Annotated in this window: 13 protein-coding genes; 3 read left to right on the top strand and 10 right to left on the bottom strand. The window is 69.6% G+C overall.

The genetic code is table 11. From position 1 onward, the window contains the following. A complete protein-coding gene (locus JOD52_RS06545) occupies window positions 1–2,130 on the bottom strand; it encodes a DNA gyrase subunit B (RefSeq protein WP_204409130.1) in 2,130 nt (709 codons plus the stop codon). Between the two features lie 128 nt (window positions 2,131–2,258). Between JOD52_RS06545 and JOD52_RS06540 the strand changes: the two genes are divergently transcribed. Continuing rightward, on the top strand, window positions 2,259–2,477 hold the full coding sequence (locus JOD52_RS06540; protein ID WP_017823662.1) for a DUF7455 domain-containing protein: 219 nt from the start codon (window positions 2,259–2,261) through the stop codon (window positions 2,475–2,477). Window positions 2,478–2,573: 96 nt separating this feature from the next. On the opposite strand, the gene JOD52_RS06535 is transcribed toward JOD52_RS06540, so the two are convergent. From JOD52_RS06535 to JOD52_RS06515, 5 genes are all read right to left on the bottom strand, one after another. Continuing rightward, window positions 2,574–3,077 carry a GNAT family N-acetyltransferase gene (locus JOD52_RS06535; RefSeq protein ID WP_259886308.1) on the bottom strand — a complete coding sequence of 168 codons (504 nt, stop codon included), beginning with the start codon at window positions 3,075–3,077 and terminating at the stop codon, window positions 2,574–2,576. Window positions 3,078–3,148: 71 nt separating this feature from the next. Then, window positions 3,149–4,576 (bottom strand): RNA polymerase sigma factor, encoded by a 1,428-nt coding sequence (locus JOD52_RS06530; RefSeq protein ID WP_017823664.1) that lies wholly within the window; start codon window positions 4,574–4,576, stop codon window positions 3,149–3,151. Between the two features lie 203 nt (window positions 4,577–4,779). After that, the gene (locus tag JOD52_RS06525) at window positions 4,780–5,172 is read right to left on the bottom strand and encodes a universal stress protein (protein WP_017823665.1); all 393 of its coding nucleotides are present in this window, start codon (window positions 5,170–5,172) and stop codon (window positions 4,780–4,782) included. 57 nt (window positions 5,173–5,229) lie between these two features. Further along, on the bottom strand, window positions 5,230–6,426 hold the full coding sequence (gene metX, locus JOD52_RS06520; protein WP_204409129.1) for a homoserine O-acetyltransferase MetX: 1,197 nt from the start codon (window positions 6,424–6,426) through the stop codon (window positions 5,230–5,232). A gap of 25 nt (window positions 6,427–6,451) precedes the next feature. After that, window positions 6,452–7,618, bottom strand: a complete 1,167-nt coding sequence (locus JOD52_RS06515) for a hypothetical protein (RefSeq protein WP_017823667.1) — start codon at window positions 7,616–7,618, stop codon at window positions 6,452–6,454. 140 nt (window positions 7,619–7,758) lie between these two features. Here JOD52_RS06515 and JOD52_RS06510 point away from each other — a divergent pair, with 140 nt between their 5' ends. Continuing rightward, on the top strand, window positions 7,759–8,934 hold the full coding sequence (locus tag JOD52_RS06510; RefSeq protein WP_204409128.1) for a polyprenyl synthetase family protein: 1,176 nt from the start codon (window positions 7,759–7,761) through the stop codon (window positions 8,932–8,934). Between the two features lie 13 nt (window positions 8,935–8,947). On the opposite strand, the gene JOD52_RS06505 is transcribed toward JOD52_RS06510, so the two are convergent. After that, window positions 8,948–9,301 (bottom strand): Rv2175c family DNA-binding protein, encoded by a 354-nt coding sequence (locus tag JOD52_RS06505; RefSeq protein WP_237738703.1) that lies wholly within the window; start codon window positions 9,299–9,301, stop codon window positions 8,948–8,950. A 153-nt stretch (window positions 9,302–9,454) separates the two neighbouring features. Between JOD52_RS06505 and pknB the strand changes: the two genes are divergently transcribed. Beyond that, window positions 9,455–11,551: a Stk1 family PASTA domain-containing Ser/Thr kinase gene (gene pknB / locus JOD52_RS06500; RefSeq protein ID WP_338124055.1), complete on the top strand. Its 2,097-nt coding sequence runs from the start codon at window positions 9,455–9,457 to the stop codon at window positions 11,549–11,551. A 4-nt stretch (window positions 11,552–11,555) separates the two neighbouring features. Here pknB and JOD52_RS06495 read toward each other — a convergent pair whose 3' ends face one another. The 3 genes from JOD52_RS06495 to istA form a co-directional block, all read right to left on the bottom strand. Further along, the gene (locus JOD52_RS06495) at window positions 11,556–12,950 is read right to left on the bottom strand and encodes a class II 3-deoxy-7-phosphoheptulonate synthase (protein WP_031307143.1); all 1,395 of its coding nucleotides are present in this window, start codon (window positions 12,948–12,950) and stop codon (window positions 11,556–11,558) included. Between the two features lie 244 nt (window positions 12,951–13,194). Continuing rightward, window positions 13,195–13,941 carry an ATP-binding protein gene (locus JOD52_RS06490; RefSeq protein WP_338124028.1) on the bottom strand — a complete coding sequence of 249 codons (747 nt, stop codon included), beginning with the start codon at window positions 13,939–13,941 and terminating at the stop codon, window positions 13,195–13,197. Continuing rightward, window positions 13,938–15,500: an IS21 family transposase gene (istA, locus tag JOD52_RS06485; protein ID WP_204408388.1), complete on the bottom strand. Its 1,563-nt coding sequence runs from the start codon at window positions 15,498–15,500 to the stop codon at window positions 13,938–13,940. The genes JOD52_RS06490 and istA overlap by 4 nt, the downstream gene beginning before the upstream one ends. Window positions 15,501–15,597 lie beyond the last annotated feature (97 nt).

Here is a 15,597-nt window from a genome sequence, read left to right as displayed (position 1 = left end):
TCATGCGTCGATCCTCTCGCGGTCCAGCTCCTCGGCACCCTCGATGATGAACTGCTTGCGGGGGGCCACCTCGGACCCCATCAGCAGCTCGAACATGGCGCTGGCGGCCTCGGCGTCTTCGATGCGCACGCGGCGCAGGGTGCGGTGGCCGGGGTCCATGGTGGTGTCGGCCAGCTGGTCGGCGTCCATCTCCCCCAGGCCCTTGTACCGCTGGATCGGCTCCTTGTAGCGCTTGTTGCGGCGCTCGAGCGACTTCAGCAGTTTGTTCAGCTCGGCCTCGGAGTAGGTGTACACGAACTCGTTCTTCTTCGCGCCGCCGTGCACGATCTCCACCCGGTGCAGGGGAGGCACCGCCGCGTACACCCGTCCGGCCTCGACCAGGGGCCGCATGTAGCGGTGGAACAGGGTCAGCAGCAGGGTGCGGATGTGGGCGCCGTCCACGTCGGCGTCGGTCATCATGATGATCTTGCCGTAGCGGGCGGCCTCCAGGTCGAAGGTGCGGCCGGAGCCGGCGCCGATCACCTGGATGATCGCGGCGCACTCGGCGTTCTTGAGCATGTCCGTGATGGGCGCCTTCTGGACGTTGAGGATCTTGCCGCGGATCGGCAGCAGCGCCTGAAACTCGGAGGTGCGGGCGTTCTTCGCCGTGCCCAGTGCGCTGTCGCCCTCGACGATGAACAGCTCGGAGCGGTCCACGTCGGTGGTGCGGCAGTCGGCCAGCTTGGTGGGCATGGTGGAGGACTCCAGGGCGTTCTTGCGGCGGGAGACCTCCTTGTGCATGCGGGCGGCGATGCGGGCCCGCATCTCGGAGACCACCTTGTCGATGACCAGGGCGGACTGTTCCTTCTCCCCCTTCTTGGTGGAGGTGAGGAAGGCGGTGAGCTGCTGCTCCACCACCTTGGCGACGATCGCGCGGATCGCGGGGGTGCCCAGCACCTCCTTGGTCTGCCCCTCGAACTGCGGTTCGTCGATGCGCACGCTGATCACGGCGGTGAGGCCGGCCAGGGTGTCGTCCTTCTCGATCTTCTCGTTCTTGGCGTTGAACTTGACGCGGCGGGCCTGGTTCTCGATCTGCTTGCGCAGGGTCTTGACCATCGCCTGCTCGAAGCCGGTGACGTGGGTGCCTCCCTTGGGCGTGGCCACGATGTTGACGAAGGAGCGCAGGGTGGTCTCGTAGTCCGAGCCCCAGCGCAGGGCGATGTCCACCTCGCAGGTTCGGTCCACGTCGGTGGAGACCATGTGACCGTTCTTATCCAGCACGGGGATGGTCTCGGTGTACTCGCCGGAGCCCTGCAGGCGAATCACGTCGGTGATCCTCTCGTCCTGCGCCAGGAACTCCACGAACTCCGAGATGCCGCCGTCGTAGCGGAAGGTGCGGGTGGCCGGCTGGTCCGGGGACGCCTCGGGCCGGTGGTCGGTGACCGACAGCTCCAGGCCCGGGACCAGGAACGCCGTCTGGCGGGCGCGACGGGTCAGGTCGTCCAGGGAGAAGTGGGACCCCTTGACGAAGATCTGCGGATCAGCCCAGTAGCGCACTCGGGTGCCGGTCACGCCGCGCTTGACCTTGCCGACCTTCCGCAGCTCGGCCGGGCCCTCGGCGGGAGTGAAGGGGGCGTCGGGACGGGGCTCGCCGTCGTCGGCGAACACTCCGGCTCGGCCTCGCTGGAAGCTCATGGCGTAGGTGGTGCCGGCACGGTCCACCTCCACGTCGAGCCGGCCGGAGAGCGCGTTGACCACGCTGGCGCCGACGCCGTGCAGGCCGCCCGCGGCAGCGTAGGAGCCACCGCCGAACTTCCCACCCGCATGGAGCTTGGTGTAGACCACCTCGACGCCGGTCAGGCCGGTGCGGGGCTCGGTGTCCACGGGCACGCCGCGGCCGGTGTCGCGCACCTCGACGGAGGCGTCAGGGTGCAGGATCACGCTGATCGACTCGCCGAAGCCACCGAGGGCCTCGTCGACCGCGTTGTCGAGGATCTCCCACAGGCAGTGCATGAGGCCGCGGGAGTCGGTGGAGCCGATGTACATGCCCGGGCGCTTGCGCACGGCCTCGAGTCCTTCGAGGACCTGGAGATGGCGGGCGTCGTACGCGGTCTTCGAGCTGGGCCTGGGGGTGCTGCTGGAGGTGGACACCCTGTGGATCTTACGGGGCGGGGGCCTCCGGACCGGGTATTGCGGCGCCCCTCACAGCAGGTTGCGCCACCAGCGAACCGAGGTGGTCAGCCCTCGGCTTCGTGGGCGCCAGGTGCTAGAAATGAGGCATGAACCTGACTCTCGAAGCCCCCCGGCTCACCGCGCACGATCGTTGCGACCGCTGTGGAGCCCAGGCCTACGTGAAGGTGGTCCTGCAGGCCGGCGGTGAGCTGATGTTCTGCGCCCACCACGCGCGCGCCCACTCCGATGCCCTGCGTCCGCTGGCCTCCGAGGTCATCGACGAGACCGAGCGGCTGCACGCCAAGCCCGAGGTGTCCGTCGACTGATCCCGCACCAGGGCTCGACCCACTGACGTCCAGGACCCCGCATCGCCATCGGCGGTGCGGGGTCCTTCGTCGTGGTGAGGATCCTCGTCGGTGCCGCTATGCCAACAGCGTCTCGGCGCGGGCCTCGTACTCGATCCACTCACCACCGGTGGCCTCGCGAGGATGCCGGGTGCCGGTCTCGGTGAAGCCCAGGCGGGCATAGAGGCGGCGTGCGGCGTGGCCGGCGTCGTCGACCTCCAGCAGCAGGTGAGGGCGACCCAGGTCCAGCGCTACCCGCGCGGCGGCCCGGAACAGAGCGCGGGAGGTACCGGTGCCGCGGGCCTCCGGTCGCACCCACAGGGAGACGAGGATGGCCTGGTCCTCCCCGATCACGTGCTCGTCGGTGTACCCCTGCGGCAGCACGGCGAGACTTCCCAGCACCTGCTCCCCGCGTCGGGCCTGCAGGTGGATGCGGGGGCCGCGGATCTCCTGACGCCACTGCTGCTCGGTGCGCTCCTCCACCTCGGCAAGCTTCGCCCAGAACGCACGCGGCGCATCGCGCAGCATGTCCAGCCGCAGGTCGCGGTGGGACTCCCAGTCGTCCTCCGTCACACGCACCACGCGCACACCGGCGGCGCCGGGCCCCGTTGCAGGGGTCCCGGCGCCGCCGGTGAGATCCAGTGAGGTCGCGCTCAGTCGAGGTAGTCCCGCAGGACCTGGGAGCGCGAGGGGTGGCGCAGCTTCGACATGGTCTTGGACTCGATCTGGCGGATCCGCTCACGGGTCACGCCATAGACCTTGCCGATCTCGTCGAGGGTCTTGGGCTGGCCGTCCTCGAGGCCGAAGCGCATCGAGACCACGCCGGCCTCACGCTCGGAGAGGGTGTCCAGCACGGAGTGCAGCTGCTCCTGCAGCAGGGTGAAGCTCACGGCGTCCGCGGGCACCACGGCCTCGGAGTCCTCGATCAGGTCACCGAACTCGCTGTCGCCGTCCTCACCGAGCGGGGTATGCAGGGAGATCGGCTCACGCCCGTACTTCTGCACCTCCACGACCTTCTCGGGGGTCATGTCGAGCTCCTTGGCGAGCTCCTCCGGAGTGGGCTCGCGCCCCAGGTCCTGCAGCATCTGCCGCTGCACGCGGGCGAGCTTGTTGATGACCTCGACCATGTGCACGGGGATGCGGATGGTGCGGGCCTGGTCGGCCATGGCGCGGGTGATGGCCTGGCGGATCCACCAGGTGGCGTAGGTGGAGAACTTGTAGCCCTTGGTGTAGTCGAACTTCTCGACCGCACGGATCAGGCCCAGGTTGCCCTCCTGGATCAGGTCCAGGAACAGCATGCCGCGGCCGGTGTAGCGCTTGGCCAGGGACACCACCAGGCGCAGGTTCGCCTCCAGCAGGTGGTCCTTGGCGGCGCGCCCGTCCTGGGCGATCATCGTCATCTCGCGGCCGGCTTTGGAGAGCTTGCCGTCCTTGGTGTGCAGGGACTCGTCGTTCTTGAGCTTCTGCTCGGCGTACAGGCCGGCCTCGATGCGCTCGGCCAGCTCGACCTCCTGCGCGGCGTTCAGCAGCGCGACCTTGCCGATCTGCTTGAGGTAGTCCTTGACGGGGTCGGCCGTGGCCCCGGCAGTGACGACCTGCTGGGCCGGGGAGTCGTCGTCCGCGGCGGAGAACACGAAACCGCCGGACTCCTCGACGGCCTTGTCGTCGCCGGACTTCTTCTCGGTCTCTGCCTCCTCGGTCTCGCCCTCGGCCGCCGACTCCTCGGTCTCGGCCTTCTCGTCCGCTTCGTCCTTGGCGGCGGCGGCCTTCTTCTGCGCCGCGGTCTGGCGCTTCGCGGGAGCCTTCTTGGCCGGAGCCTTCTTCGCGGGGGCCTTCTTCGTGGTCGCCGTGGTCTCCTCGACGTCGGTCGCGTCGTCGGACGCGGCGGAGGTCGACTCATCGGCTGCGGCGGCCTTCGCCTCGGCCGCCTTCTTCTTCGCCGCGGTGGTGGTCTTCGACGCAGTGGTCGTCTTCTTGGCGGGGCTGCCACCAGCCGCCGCCGCGGGCTTCCGGGTACGCGTCGTCTGCGTCTTCTTCTCGGTCTCGTCGATCGAGGTATCAGCGGTCTTGGAGGAGGTCACAGAGTTCCTTCTTCCGATGGCACACCAGGTGGTGCACCGGTCAGCTCGGGCGAACAGTCGTCTTGGCGCGGCCTGCGGATGCCGCACCCGGGCCGCGTTCCCGGTTCCCTCCCCGGTTTCGCGGCGCACGAAGGCACGATGCCGTCAAGCCTTGGAAGTATAACGCCCTGTGAACGGGCTTATTCCCGACCGTGGGCAGGACGTCAGGATTCGTCCTTGACCGCGAGCACGGGGCACGCCGCTCCCAGCACCACGCGGCGGGCGGAGGCACCGAGGTTCAGCTTGCCGATCGGCGACTTGCGGCGCAGCCCGATCACCACCAGGGAGGCATCGAGCTCTCCGGCGAGGTCCAGCAGGAACTCCCCCACATCACGCTGGTCGCAGCTGCGCACCGTGATCTCGGGCAGCGCCCCCTCCACCGAGCGGCAGTCCTTCAGGACGACCTGCTCGGAGGCCACGGCAGGACCGGAGTCGGGATCGTTGTACAGGTGGGATGCGACCACCACGTCCTCGCCCACCCGTACCGCGTGCCTGATGGCGGCGTGCAGGGCTGCCCTGCCCTGTCCGGACGGTGAGTACCCGACGACGACGGTCATGCTGACCCCTCCCGACCGTGGTGGCTCGCACGCACGGCTTAGACGTATCGGGCCAGACTAACGGGCCAGCAGATCACCGATCCACCGGTCCAGGCCCGGGTGTGCCAGAAGGAACGCGTCGTGACCGATCGGTGAGGTGGCCCGCTGCAGCACGGCACCGGGGATGTGCTGTGCGGTCTCGGCCACCAGGGGTTCGGGGAACAGCCGGTCCGAGGTGATCGCCACGACCAGGGTGCGGGCGCGCACTCCGGCGAGCGCCGCCTCGAGGCCGCCGCGGTCCCGGCCCACGTCATGGGTGTTCATGGATCGCACCAGGGTCAGGTAGGAGTTCGCGTCGAAGCGGCGCGCCAGCTTGGTGGCGTGGTGGTCGAGGTAGCTGGTGACCTGGTGGCGTCCGTGCCCGTCCAGGGGGTTCTCGTGCCCCTGGGGACGATTGGCGAACCTGGTCTCGAGCTCCTCGGCTGTGCGGTAGGTGGTGTGGGCGATGCGCCGCGCGATGCCCAGTCCGCGGTGCGGACCCTGCCCGGGGGGCAGGTGGTAGTAGTCGCCGTCGTGGAAGCCGGGATCCGATTCGATTGCGGCTGTCTGGGCGCTGTTCCAGGCGATCTGATCAGCACTGGCACGGGCAGCACTGGCGATCACGGCCAGGCGCTGCACCTCCGCGGGGTGGGTGGCGGCCCATTCGACCGCGCGCATCCCTCCCATGGAGCCGCCAATCACCAGTGCCCACCTTTCGATGCCCAGCTGCTCGCGCAGCGCCCGCTCGGCGGCGACCTGGTCGCGCACGGTCACCCGGGGGAACCGGGAGCCCCAGGGCAGTCCGTCGGGCGCGGTGGAGCTGGGCCCGGTGGTGCCCTGGCATCCCCCCAGGACGTTCGGGGCAATCACGAACCAGCGGTCGGTGTCGATCGGGCATCCAGGGCCCACCATCTGCTCCCACCAGCCGGCGCTGGCGTGGCCTTCCCCGGCGGGGCCCCGCACATGGGAGTCGCCGGTCAGGGCGTGCAGCACCAGGACCGCGTTCCCGCCGTCGGTATCGAGGGTCCCCCAGGTCTCGTACGCCATCTGCACGTCCTCGATGACCGCGCCGCTCTCCAGCCGCAGCGCGCCCAGGGAGGCGAAGTGCCGGCCGCCCGGCCCGTCCTCGGGCCGCCAGGCCCCGCTGACGGGCATCGGTGCCGCATCGGGGCCGGGACCGGGCCCTGCGGGAGCCCGGTGCTCGGCGACGACGGGGATGGTGCTGGAGGCGGTCATCGTGGAGAGCTCCTCCCGTGGACGCTCAGGCTTCCGGCCACCAGGCCGGGAAGATCGGGGTGTCGATCATGGTTTCGAGCAAGGGTGCCAGAGTGGAGGACGGATCGTGCCGCAGCAGATCGTCGACCATCTCCCCCGCTCCCGAGAAGCGGTGGTTCCACCACGCCAGCAGCGCCAGGACGGCAGTGAGGCCGCGCCAGGCCGAAGCGGCCGACGCCGCCCCCGCGGGGTGCCCCAGGTGCATCGCGGCCGCGGCCGCTTCCCTCAGCAGCAGCAGGTCCGAATAGATGCCCCCACCTGCACAGACGTCCTCGTGGGGGCGGCGGGTCGGGTCGGAGGTGAGCTCCTGGAGCAGCATCTCCCTGTCCACCGGCGTCGGTGATCCGTGATCGACGCACATGGCCAGCAGCTCCCAGTGGACGGCGTCGATGGCGAGTGCGGAGAGCATCGTGGAGACCTGTTCACAGTCCGTCATGAACTGCTCGTCACTCCCGGTGGAACCCGCGCGGCGGGCACCAATGCGGGACAGTGCGGCCCGTGTTCGCGTCAGCAGATCGGAGGTGTCCGCAGGGCTCGCTGCCACGGGAGCCAGCCTCAGCCTGCGGCCCACCTCGGCCAGGACCTCCCTGCCGGGCAGGTCGGGGCGCACACTGCGCCCTTCGAGCACCGCGTCCATGGCGGCCCGGGTGTGGTCGAAGGGCTCGAGCTGCTGGACCGGTGAGACCCACAGGCTCATGCCGTCACCCACCTCGTCGTGCTCCAGCACCACCTGGCGCGCCGTCCCTGCGCCCAGCACCCACAGCGGGTACAGGTCGAAGGGGTCCGGGAGCAAGTGGTGAGCGGTGTCCAGGAGCAGGGCCGCACCCACGCGCTCCCAGTCCTCCAGCTCGATCGGGTCGACGTGCTCGGAGCCGTCCCGCAGGACCACCATGGCCAGCGCCGCGGTGCATCCCTTCTCCCGCATCAGTGACAGGTGGTGCTCCAAATGCTCCCGGCCGGATTCCGCCACCAGTTCGGTCAGCGGGGAACTGGTGAGCACCGGGCGCGTGTGGTGGCCGCTGTGGCCCACCAGCAGCAGGCGGTCACGGGGGACGGTGCCGAAGGCGACACGGGCGGCGGCCAGGATCTCGGCAGGTTGGTCGGCGCGGATGATCCGCTGGTCCTCGGGGGTAGGGGTGGTGTCGGTCGTCATGGTCCGAGCCTCCGTTCCACCGGCACCCGGACGCCATTGCCATCGGGATCCTGGGGATGACCTTGCACTGGGGAGGAACCTCGTGCGCGACGTCCAGCCTCCCCATGACAGGATCGGGGGACAGCGAAGGAAGGACTCCCATGCCCGTTGATGCCGCCCCCGGCTCCCCCACCGACCTGCAGGAGCTGGACCGTCGCCTGGTCCAGGAGGTGGCGTCCGTCCATCGACGGCTGATCGCGGAGCGCCGCGTGGAGCTGGGACGCATCGCACCCGAGGCTCTGACGCTCATGGACTCGCTGGAGCGATACCTGGACGGAGGCAAGCTGCTGCGACCGCGGTTCTGCTTCTTCGGCGGACTGGCAGCACAGGACGGTGCCCCCGATGACGCACAGATCAGCGCCCTCGCCCGATGCGGCGCCGCCATCGAACTGGTACAGGCCGCCGCCCTCATGCACGACGACGTCATCGACCACTCCCCCACCCGACGCGGCCGCCCCGCCCTCCATGTCGAGCAGGCCACGGACCACCGGGAGCGAGGGATGTCCGGCTCCTCGGACGACTTCGGGGTGGCCGTCGCGATCGTACTGGGAGACCTGACCCTCAGCTGGGCCGAGCAGCTGTTCTCCGAGGGGCTGGGGGAAGGGGCCGCGGCCCGCCGTTCGCGGGCCGAGTTCGATGCCCTGCGCACCGAGGTGATGTGCGGGCAGTACCTGGACATTCTGCACCAGGCTGGTGGCCTGGGACCGGACGGCGCACGCAGCCTCGGCGAAGGCGCTGTGGAGAGCGGGACGACCCCGGAGGAGGCCGCCGCCCTCCAGGTGATCCGCTGGAAGACAGTCCCCTACACCGTTCTGCGTCCGGTGCGGATCGGGGCCGCGCTGATGGGCGCGGACGACGCCGCGCTGGACCTGCTGTCCCGCTGGGCGATCGAGGTGGGCACCGCCTTCCAGCTGCGTGACGACCTGCTCAGCGTGGTGGGCGATGAGGACCACACCGGCAAGCCCACCGGCGGCGACATCATCGAGGGCAAGCGCACCGTCCTGCTGGCACGCACCGTGGCCGAGGCCGACGAAACCGGCATCGCCCTTCTGCAGCGCACCGTCGGGGTGCCCTCGGCGAACCTCGCCGACGTCCACGCCGTGCACGAGCTGATGGTCAGCACCGGTGCGGTGGCCTCGGTCTCACGCGACGTCGCCGCCCGCGCCCAGGCAGCGCAGGACCTGCTGGCGGGGGCCACGGAGCTCGGGAAGCTCGGTAGGGCGGGTCTGTCCGCGCTCGCAGTGCAGGCGACCGACACCGCCTCCCTGCCCGCCTGAGATCAGCGCAGGGTCAGAAGGCCAGGGCCTGCGCGCGGCGACGTACCTCGCCGCGCTGACCGCGGCGCAAGTGGTCGATGGGACGGCCAGGGAGCGTCTCGTCCTCGGTGAACAGCCAGCGCAGCAGCTCCTCGTCCTCGAACCCGCCGTCGCGCAGCACCGTGATGGTGCCACCCAGGTGAGGGGCGATGTCGCCGTCGAGCAGCAGGTCCGCGGGGACCGAGCGCACCACGGGGTCGCCGCGGCGCACGGCCACCAGCTCCCCCTCGTCGATCAGGCGTCGCACACGGGACACCTCGACGTCCAGGACGCGGGCCACGTCGGGAAGGGTCAGCCAGGAGGGGATCAGGTCATCGAGCTCGTTCACGCCCACCAGGGTGCCACGTCCACCGGGCCGAGCGCGATCGATCATGGTCGTCGCCACCGCCGGTGTGTCCTCCCTCGCGTGCACAGAGCCCGGTGACGGGTGTGTCGTGTGTCGTTGCGCGAATACCACATCGCCCCGACCTACAGTGACAACGTGAGTGCGCCGACTTCCCCCGGCCTCGACCTGCTCCTGGACGGACGCTACCGGGTCGAGGAGCTCATCGCGCGCGGCGGGATGGCCACGGTGCATCGCGGGCACGACCAGCGACTGGACCGCGTGGTCGCGCTGAAGATCATGCACCCCCACCTGGCGATGGACGAGGAGTTCCGTCGACGCTTCGCGCGGGAGGCCCGCGCCGCCGCTCGTCTCGCGCACCGCAACGTGGTGGGCGTGTTCGACCAGGGTGAGGACGGCGAGCGCATCTACCTGGCGATGGAGCTGGTGGAGGGTGAGACCCTGCGCGCGCGCCTGTCCCGGGACGAGGGCCTCTCGCTGCGGGAGACCCTCGACGTGACCGCGCAGGTGCTCCAGGCCCTGGCCGCCGCCCACGAGGCCGGCATCGTCCACCGCGACATCAAGCCGGAGAACGTGCTGATCGATCCCGAGCGCGTAGTGAAGGTCGCCGACTTCGGACTGGCCCGGGCGGTGGGGACCGCACACTCCTCCGCCAGCGCCACACTGCTGGGGACGGTCGCGTACATCAGCCCCGAAGTGGTCACCCGGGGTCACTGCGACGAGCGCAGCGATCTGTACTCGCTGGGGATCATGGTGTTCGAGATGCTCACCGGTCTTCAGCCCTTCCGCGGTGAGCAGCCAGTGCACATCGCCTTCCAGCACGTCCACGAGGACATCCCGGCGCCGTCGTCGCTGTCCACATCGATCCCGCCAGCACTGGACTCGCTGGTCACCTGGGCCGCAGCGCGCACCGTGCAGCAGCGCCCGGCCACGGCCGAGGACCTGCTGCGGGCGGTGCAGGAGCTCCAGCGCACCCTGCCTGCCAGCGTCCTGGATGCCCGCCCGGAGGCCCGCGAGCTCGACTCGACCGGGGAGATCCCGCGCCTCACGGTGCCGCTGGGTGATGCCGTGGCGCAGATCGGTGCTGAAGCACGGTCGTTCCCGAGCGACCTGCGCACCGGTGCAGCCGCCGATCTGGCCGACCTCCCCTCCGTGCCGGACGGCGAGGGCACCGACGCCCCCGAGGACGGGGACACCGACCAGGGCGCCTCGGCAGCAGAGCCCGACCCCGGGAACGACCCCGCAGGCCGCCGCGACGGTGACGAGCTCCCCCCGCGCAGCATCGCCCTGCCCCTGCCGCGCACCCGTCGCGGCAGGCACCTGCCACAGGGCACACGACGTCGATCCCGCCCGCTCGCATTCCTCGCGACCCTGGCCCTGATCGCGGCGCTCGCCGTGGGCGGCTGGGCCGGTGTGGACTGGTACACGACCGCCGGCCCCGGCGGGGACCGTTCCGTGCCGGTTCTGGCCGGCACCCAGCTGTCCGATGCCGAAGCAGCACTCGCCTCGGCCGATCTGTCCACGCGCACCCAGGAGGAGTTCAGCGACACCGTCCCTGCCGGGCACGTGATCAGCTCCTCCCCCTCTACCGGCACCGTGGTCAAGCGTGGCACCGACGTGCAGCTGGTCGTCTCCAAGGGCGAGCAGACCTTCCCCGTCCCCGCCCTGGAGGGCATGGAGCTGGAGGCCGCGCGCACCGAGGTCGAGGCGCATAACCTCGTGCTGGTCGAGGACGCCCCCGCCTATTCGGAGACGGTCCCCGAGGGACAGGTGATCTCCCAGAGCCAGAGCGCCGAGGCGCTCCCCGCCGGCGGTGAGGTGCATGTCGTCGTCTCACAGGGGCGCGAGCCGATCACCGTCCCCGACCAGAGGGGCAAGGGTGGCGACAGCGCCCGCGCCGCCCTCAAGGCGGCAGGGTTCGAGGTGACCAGCGCCCAGGCCCACTCCGGTTCCGTCCCCCGCGGCGCGGTGATCTCCCAGGACCCGGCCTCCGGCACCCTGTTCCGCGGGGACACCGTGAGGATCGTGACCTCGCTGGGCCCGGAGATGGCGACCGTGCCGGACGTGTTCCGCAAGCCCGAGGCCCAGGCCAAGTCCGAGCTAGAAGCGGCCGGCTTCACCGTGACCGTGCAGCACGACCGCGGCGAGCCGGTGTTCGGCCTGGTCTACGAGCAGTCCGCTGCTGCCGGCAGCGAGCTGGCCAAGGGGTCGACGATTACCATCACGGTGTTCTGACCGGTCAGCGCCGAGCCAGCATTTCCGAGACCAGGAACGCCAGCTCGAGGGACTGCTGGTGGTTCAGCCGCGGATCCACCAGCGTCTCGTAGCGGCGCTCCAGGCCCGCCTCGTCGATCTCGCCGGTGCCACCCAGGACCTCGGTGACGTCATCCCCGGTGAGCTCCATGTGCAGGCCTGCCGGGACGGTGCCCGCGGCCTGGTGCACCTCGAAGAACCCGACCACCTCGTCCATGATGTCCTCGAAGCGGCGGGTCTTGTACCCGTTCGAGGAGGTGATGGTGTTGCCGTGCATCGGGTCGGTCACCCACGCTACCTGGGCACCGGCATCGCGCACGCCCTCCACCAGGGCGGGGAGCCGGTCGCGGATCTTCCCGGCCCCCATGCGGGTGATGAAGGTGAGGCGCCCCGGTTCGCGCTCGGGATCCAGCTTGTCGATCAGTCGCAGGGCATCGTCCACCGTGGCGGTGGGGCCCAGCTTCACACCGATCGGGTTGCGCAGGCGGGCCATGAAGTCCACGTGGGCCCCGTCGAGGTCTCGGGTTCGCTCCCCGATCCACAGGAAGTGACCGGAGCAGCCGTAGATCTCCCCGGTCCGCGAGTCGATGCGGGCCAGGGCCTCCTCGTAGTCCAGCAGCAGTGCCTCGTGGGAGGCGTAGAACTCCACGACCTTGAGGGCGTCGAAGTCCGCTCCGATCGCCGCCATGAAGCGGATGGCCTTGTCGATCTGGGCGGCCAGGCGCTCGTAGCGGTCGTACCCGGGACCGGAGGCGAAGCCCTGGTTCCAGGAGTGCACCTCGCGCAGGTCGGCGAAGCCGCCCCCGGTGAAGGCCCGCAGAAGGTTCAGCGTGGTCGCGCTGGAGGTGTACATCCTCCAAAGTCGCCGAGGGTCGGGGCGCCTGGCCTCGGGAGTGAAGGCGTAGTCGTTGACCGCGTCACCGCGGTAGGTGGGCAGGGTGAGCCCGTCACGGGTCTCCTCGTCCGAGGAGCGGGGCTTGGCGAACTGGCCGGCCATCCGGCCCATCTTCACCACTGGGACCGAGGCGCCGTAGGTGAGCACGGCGGACATCTGCAGGATGGTGCGGATCTTGTTGCGGATCCGATCGGCCGTGGACTCGGCGAAGGTCTCCGCGCAGTCCCCTCCGGCCAGCAGGAACGCCTCACCGCGCGCTGCTGCGGCGACGCGGTCACGCAGCACGTCGACCTCACCGGCGAACACCAGTGGGGGTGCGGAGCGCAGGTCGTCGAAGACCTGTGCACGTTCGGCCTCCTCGGGCCACACCGGCTGCTGCACCCGCGGATACTCGCGCCATGCCCCGAGGGTCTCCAGGCCGCTGTCGGCGGAGGACAGGGTGAAGGAATGGGCGCGGGCGGGTGCGTCGGGGCTGAAGTGTCTCACCAGCCCAGGATAGGCGCTGCGCGGCACCGTCCCGGAAGCGTCCAGGGTGCGGGACCGCCCCCGCGCCCACCACCGTCGGCCGACAAATGCGACAGCGCCGGGACCGTCTGGCGGTTCAGGTCCTCGGAGCCTGAGTATTCGTAGTCGTGGGAGCCACCGAATCTTGCTCTTGGGGACCGCCGATCGTGCCGACGGGGGCCAGTAGCCGCCGCGGTGGGGACCACTGGCTCCCGCCGGCATCGGGTCACTGGGGCAGTGCGGTGTGTTCTCGCATGTTCCTGTCGCCGGTGTCGATCCAGATTGTGTTGTGCACGATGCGGTCCATGATCGCATCGGCGTGGACTGCTCCACCGAGCCGGGCGTGCCAGTCCTTCTTCGGGTACTGGGTGCAGAACACGGTCGAGCCGGTGTCATAGCGGCGCTCGAGCAGTTCCAGCAGCATCGAACGCATTCCCTCGTCAGGATGGTCCAGCAGCCACTCGTCGATCACCAGCAGCGAGAACGTGGAGTACTTCCGCAGGAACTTCGTCTGGCCCTGCGGCTTGTCCTTTGCCAGGGCCCAGGCCTCTTCGAGGTCGGGCATTCGGATGTAGTGGGCTCGGAGCCGGTGCTGGCAGGCCTGCTTCGCCAGCGCGCAGCCGAGGTAGGACTTCCCTGAGCCGGTGAAGCCCTGGAAGACCACGTTCTGTTGCCGCTGGATGAAGGAGCAGGTTGCCAGTTGCGCGATCACGTTCCGGTTCAGTCCCCGTTCCTCGACCAGATCCAGCCGCCGCAGGTCCGCTCCGGGATAACGCAGCCCCGCCCGGCGGATCAGACCCTCGACCTTTCCATGATTGAAGATGGAATGCGCCTCGTCCACGATCAGCTGGAGCCGTTCCTGGAACGACATCCCCAGCACGTGAGCCTCATCCTGGGCATCGATCGCGTCCAGCAGCGCGGTCGCGCCCATCTCGCGCAGCTTCCGCTTCGTGTCGTTATCGATCACGCTCACCGGACACCTCCGGCGTAGTAGTCGGCGCCACGGACGTATCCGCCGTCTTCCGCGGGTTCCTCGCGGGGTGGACGCAGGGCGGCGACCTTGTCCTGCCCGGTGGCCAAGATCGGGTGCAGATGCGCATAGCGCGGTGAACGGACCCGTCCCGTCAGCGCGAGTGCGCAGGCCGCCTCGACCCGATCTACGGAGAAGCGGCGAGAGAGCCGTAGCACCGCCAACGCGGGATCCAGGCCCTGTTCCACGATCGGCACGGACTCGAAGATCCGCTGGATCACGATCACCGTGGCCGGCCCGACCCGATCTGCCCACGCCCGCACCCTCTGCGCGTCCCAGGCCTGGAAACGCTCGCCCGCAGGTAGGTCCGCGTCGTTGGTGCGGTACTCATTGCTCGCGGTCTCCGGGAGCAGCAGGTGACTGGTCAGTCGCTGGCTGCCCTGATAGATCTCCAGCGTCCGGGCCGTGATGCGCAGATCGACCTTCGCGCCGATGTGCGCGAACGGCGCGGAGTAGAAGTTCCGCGCGAACGTGACGTGCCCGTTCCTGCCCACTCGTCGTCCGTAGTGCCATGTCGAGATCTCGTAGGGCACCGCCGGCAGCGGCGTCAGCAGCGGCCGCTCCTCCGCGTCGAACACGCTGGCGCGGGATCCGGGCCGCTTCTGGAACGGCTCCGCGTTATAGGCCTCCATCCGCTGCCCGATGGCGGCTGCAAGTTCGGGCAGGGACGTGAATCGCTGATCCCGCAGCCCGGCGATGACCCAGGTCGCGACGTGCGCGACGGTGTTCTCCACGCTCGCCTTGTCTTTCGGTTTCCGCACCCTCCCCGGGAGCACCGCCGCCGAGTAATGCGCTGCCATCTCGCGATACGCATCGTTCAGGACGATCTCGCCCTCGCGGGGGTGCTTCACCACACCGGTCTTGAGGTTGTCCGGAACGATCCTCGGGACCGTCCCGCCCAGCGCCTCGAACATCGCTACGTGCGCTCGCAGCCAGGACTCCTGGCGCATATCCAGCGCCGGGAAGCAGAACGCGTAACGAGAAAAAGGCAGGCAGGCAACGAACAAGAACACCTTCGAGACCTCGCCGGTGACCGGATCGGCCAGCTCCATCGTGGGGCCGGACCAGTCGACCTCCACGCTCTGGCCGGCCTTGTGACCGACTCTCGAAGCGGCACCGGTGACCATGACGTGGTGCTGGTAGGTGCGGCAAAACCGGTCATACCCCATCGCCGGATCCCCAGCCGCCGTGGTCGCGTCGAAGTACTCGCCGTGCAACAGCTTCAGCGTCACGCCGACCCTGGCCATCTCTCGATGGACCTGTTCCCAGTCCGGCTGTGCGAACACGCTCTCGTGCTCGCCCCGGCCCGGGAACAACCGGGCATACACCTGCTCATCGGCGACGTCCGCGATATCGCCCCACCCGATCCCTGCAGCGTCAGCGGCCTCGAACACCGCCCTCACGGACTTGCGGGACATGCCCTGCGAGGACGAAATCGCTCGCCCCGACAGACCTTCTGCGCGCAGCTGGAGCACCAGCTTCGCCCTGATCTTCCGTACCATTCCAGATTGCTCCTTCCGCCGCGTGCCCTATACACACGGCGGAAGGAGCGTAGACAGAGCGGCCCCAACGACACCACTGGTGGTCCCGAACGACGCC

Source organism: Brachybacterium muris, from assembly GCF_016907455.1.
Taxonomy (GTDB): domain Bacteria; phylum Actinomycetota; class Actinomycetes; order Actinomycetales; family Dermabacteraceae; genus Brachybacterium; species Brachybacterium muris.
Note: the sequence above shows the minus strand (reverse complement) of the source record. Positions and strands in the feature narration are given on the sequence as shown.

Bases quoted from the DNA above. Each gene is read 5' to 3' on its own strand.
- metX (WP_204409129.1), bottom strand. From the start codon at position 6,426: ATGACCGCCTCCAGCACCATCCCCGTCGTCGCCGAGCACCGGGCTCCC.
- JOD52_RS06540 (WP_017823662.1), top strand. From the start codon at position 2,259: ATGAACCTGACTCTCGAAGCCCCCCGGCTCACCGCGCACGATCGTTGC.
- JOD52_RS06515 (WP_017823667.1), bottom strand. From the start codon at position 7,618: ATGACGACCGACACCACCCCTACCCCCGAGGACCAGCGGATCATCCGC.
- JOD52_RS06510 (WP_204409128.1), top strand. From the start codon at position 7,759: ATGCCCGTTGATGCCGCCCCCGGCTCCCCCACCGACCTGCAGGAGCTG.
- JOD52_RS06525 (WP_017823665.1), bottom strand. From the start codon at position 5,172: ATGACCGTCGTCGTCGGGTACTCACCGTCCGGACAGGGCAGGGCAGCC.
- istA (WP_204408388.1), bottom strand. From the start codon at position 15,500: ATGGTACGGAAGATCAGGGCGAAGCTGGTGCTCCAGCTGCGCGCAGAA.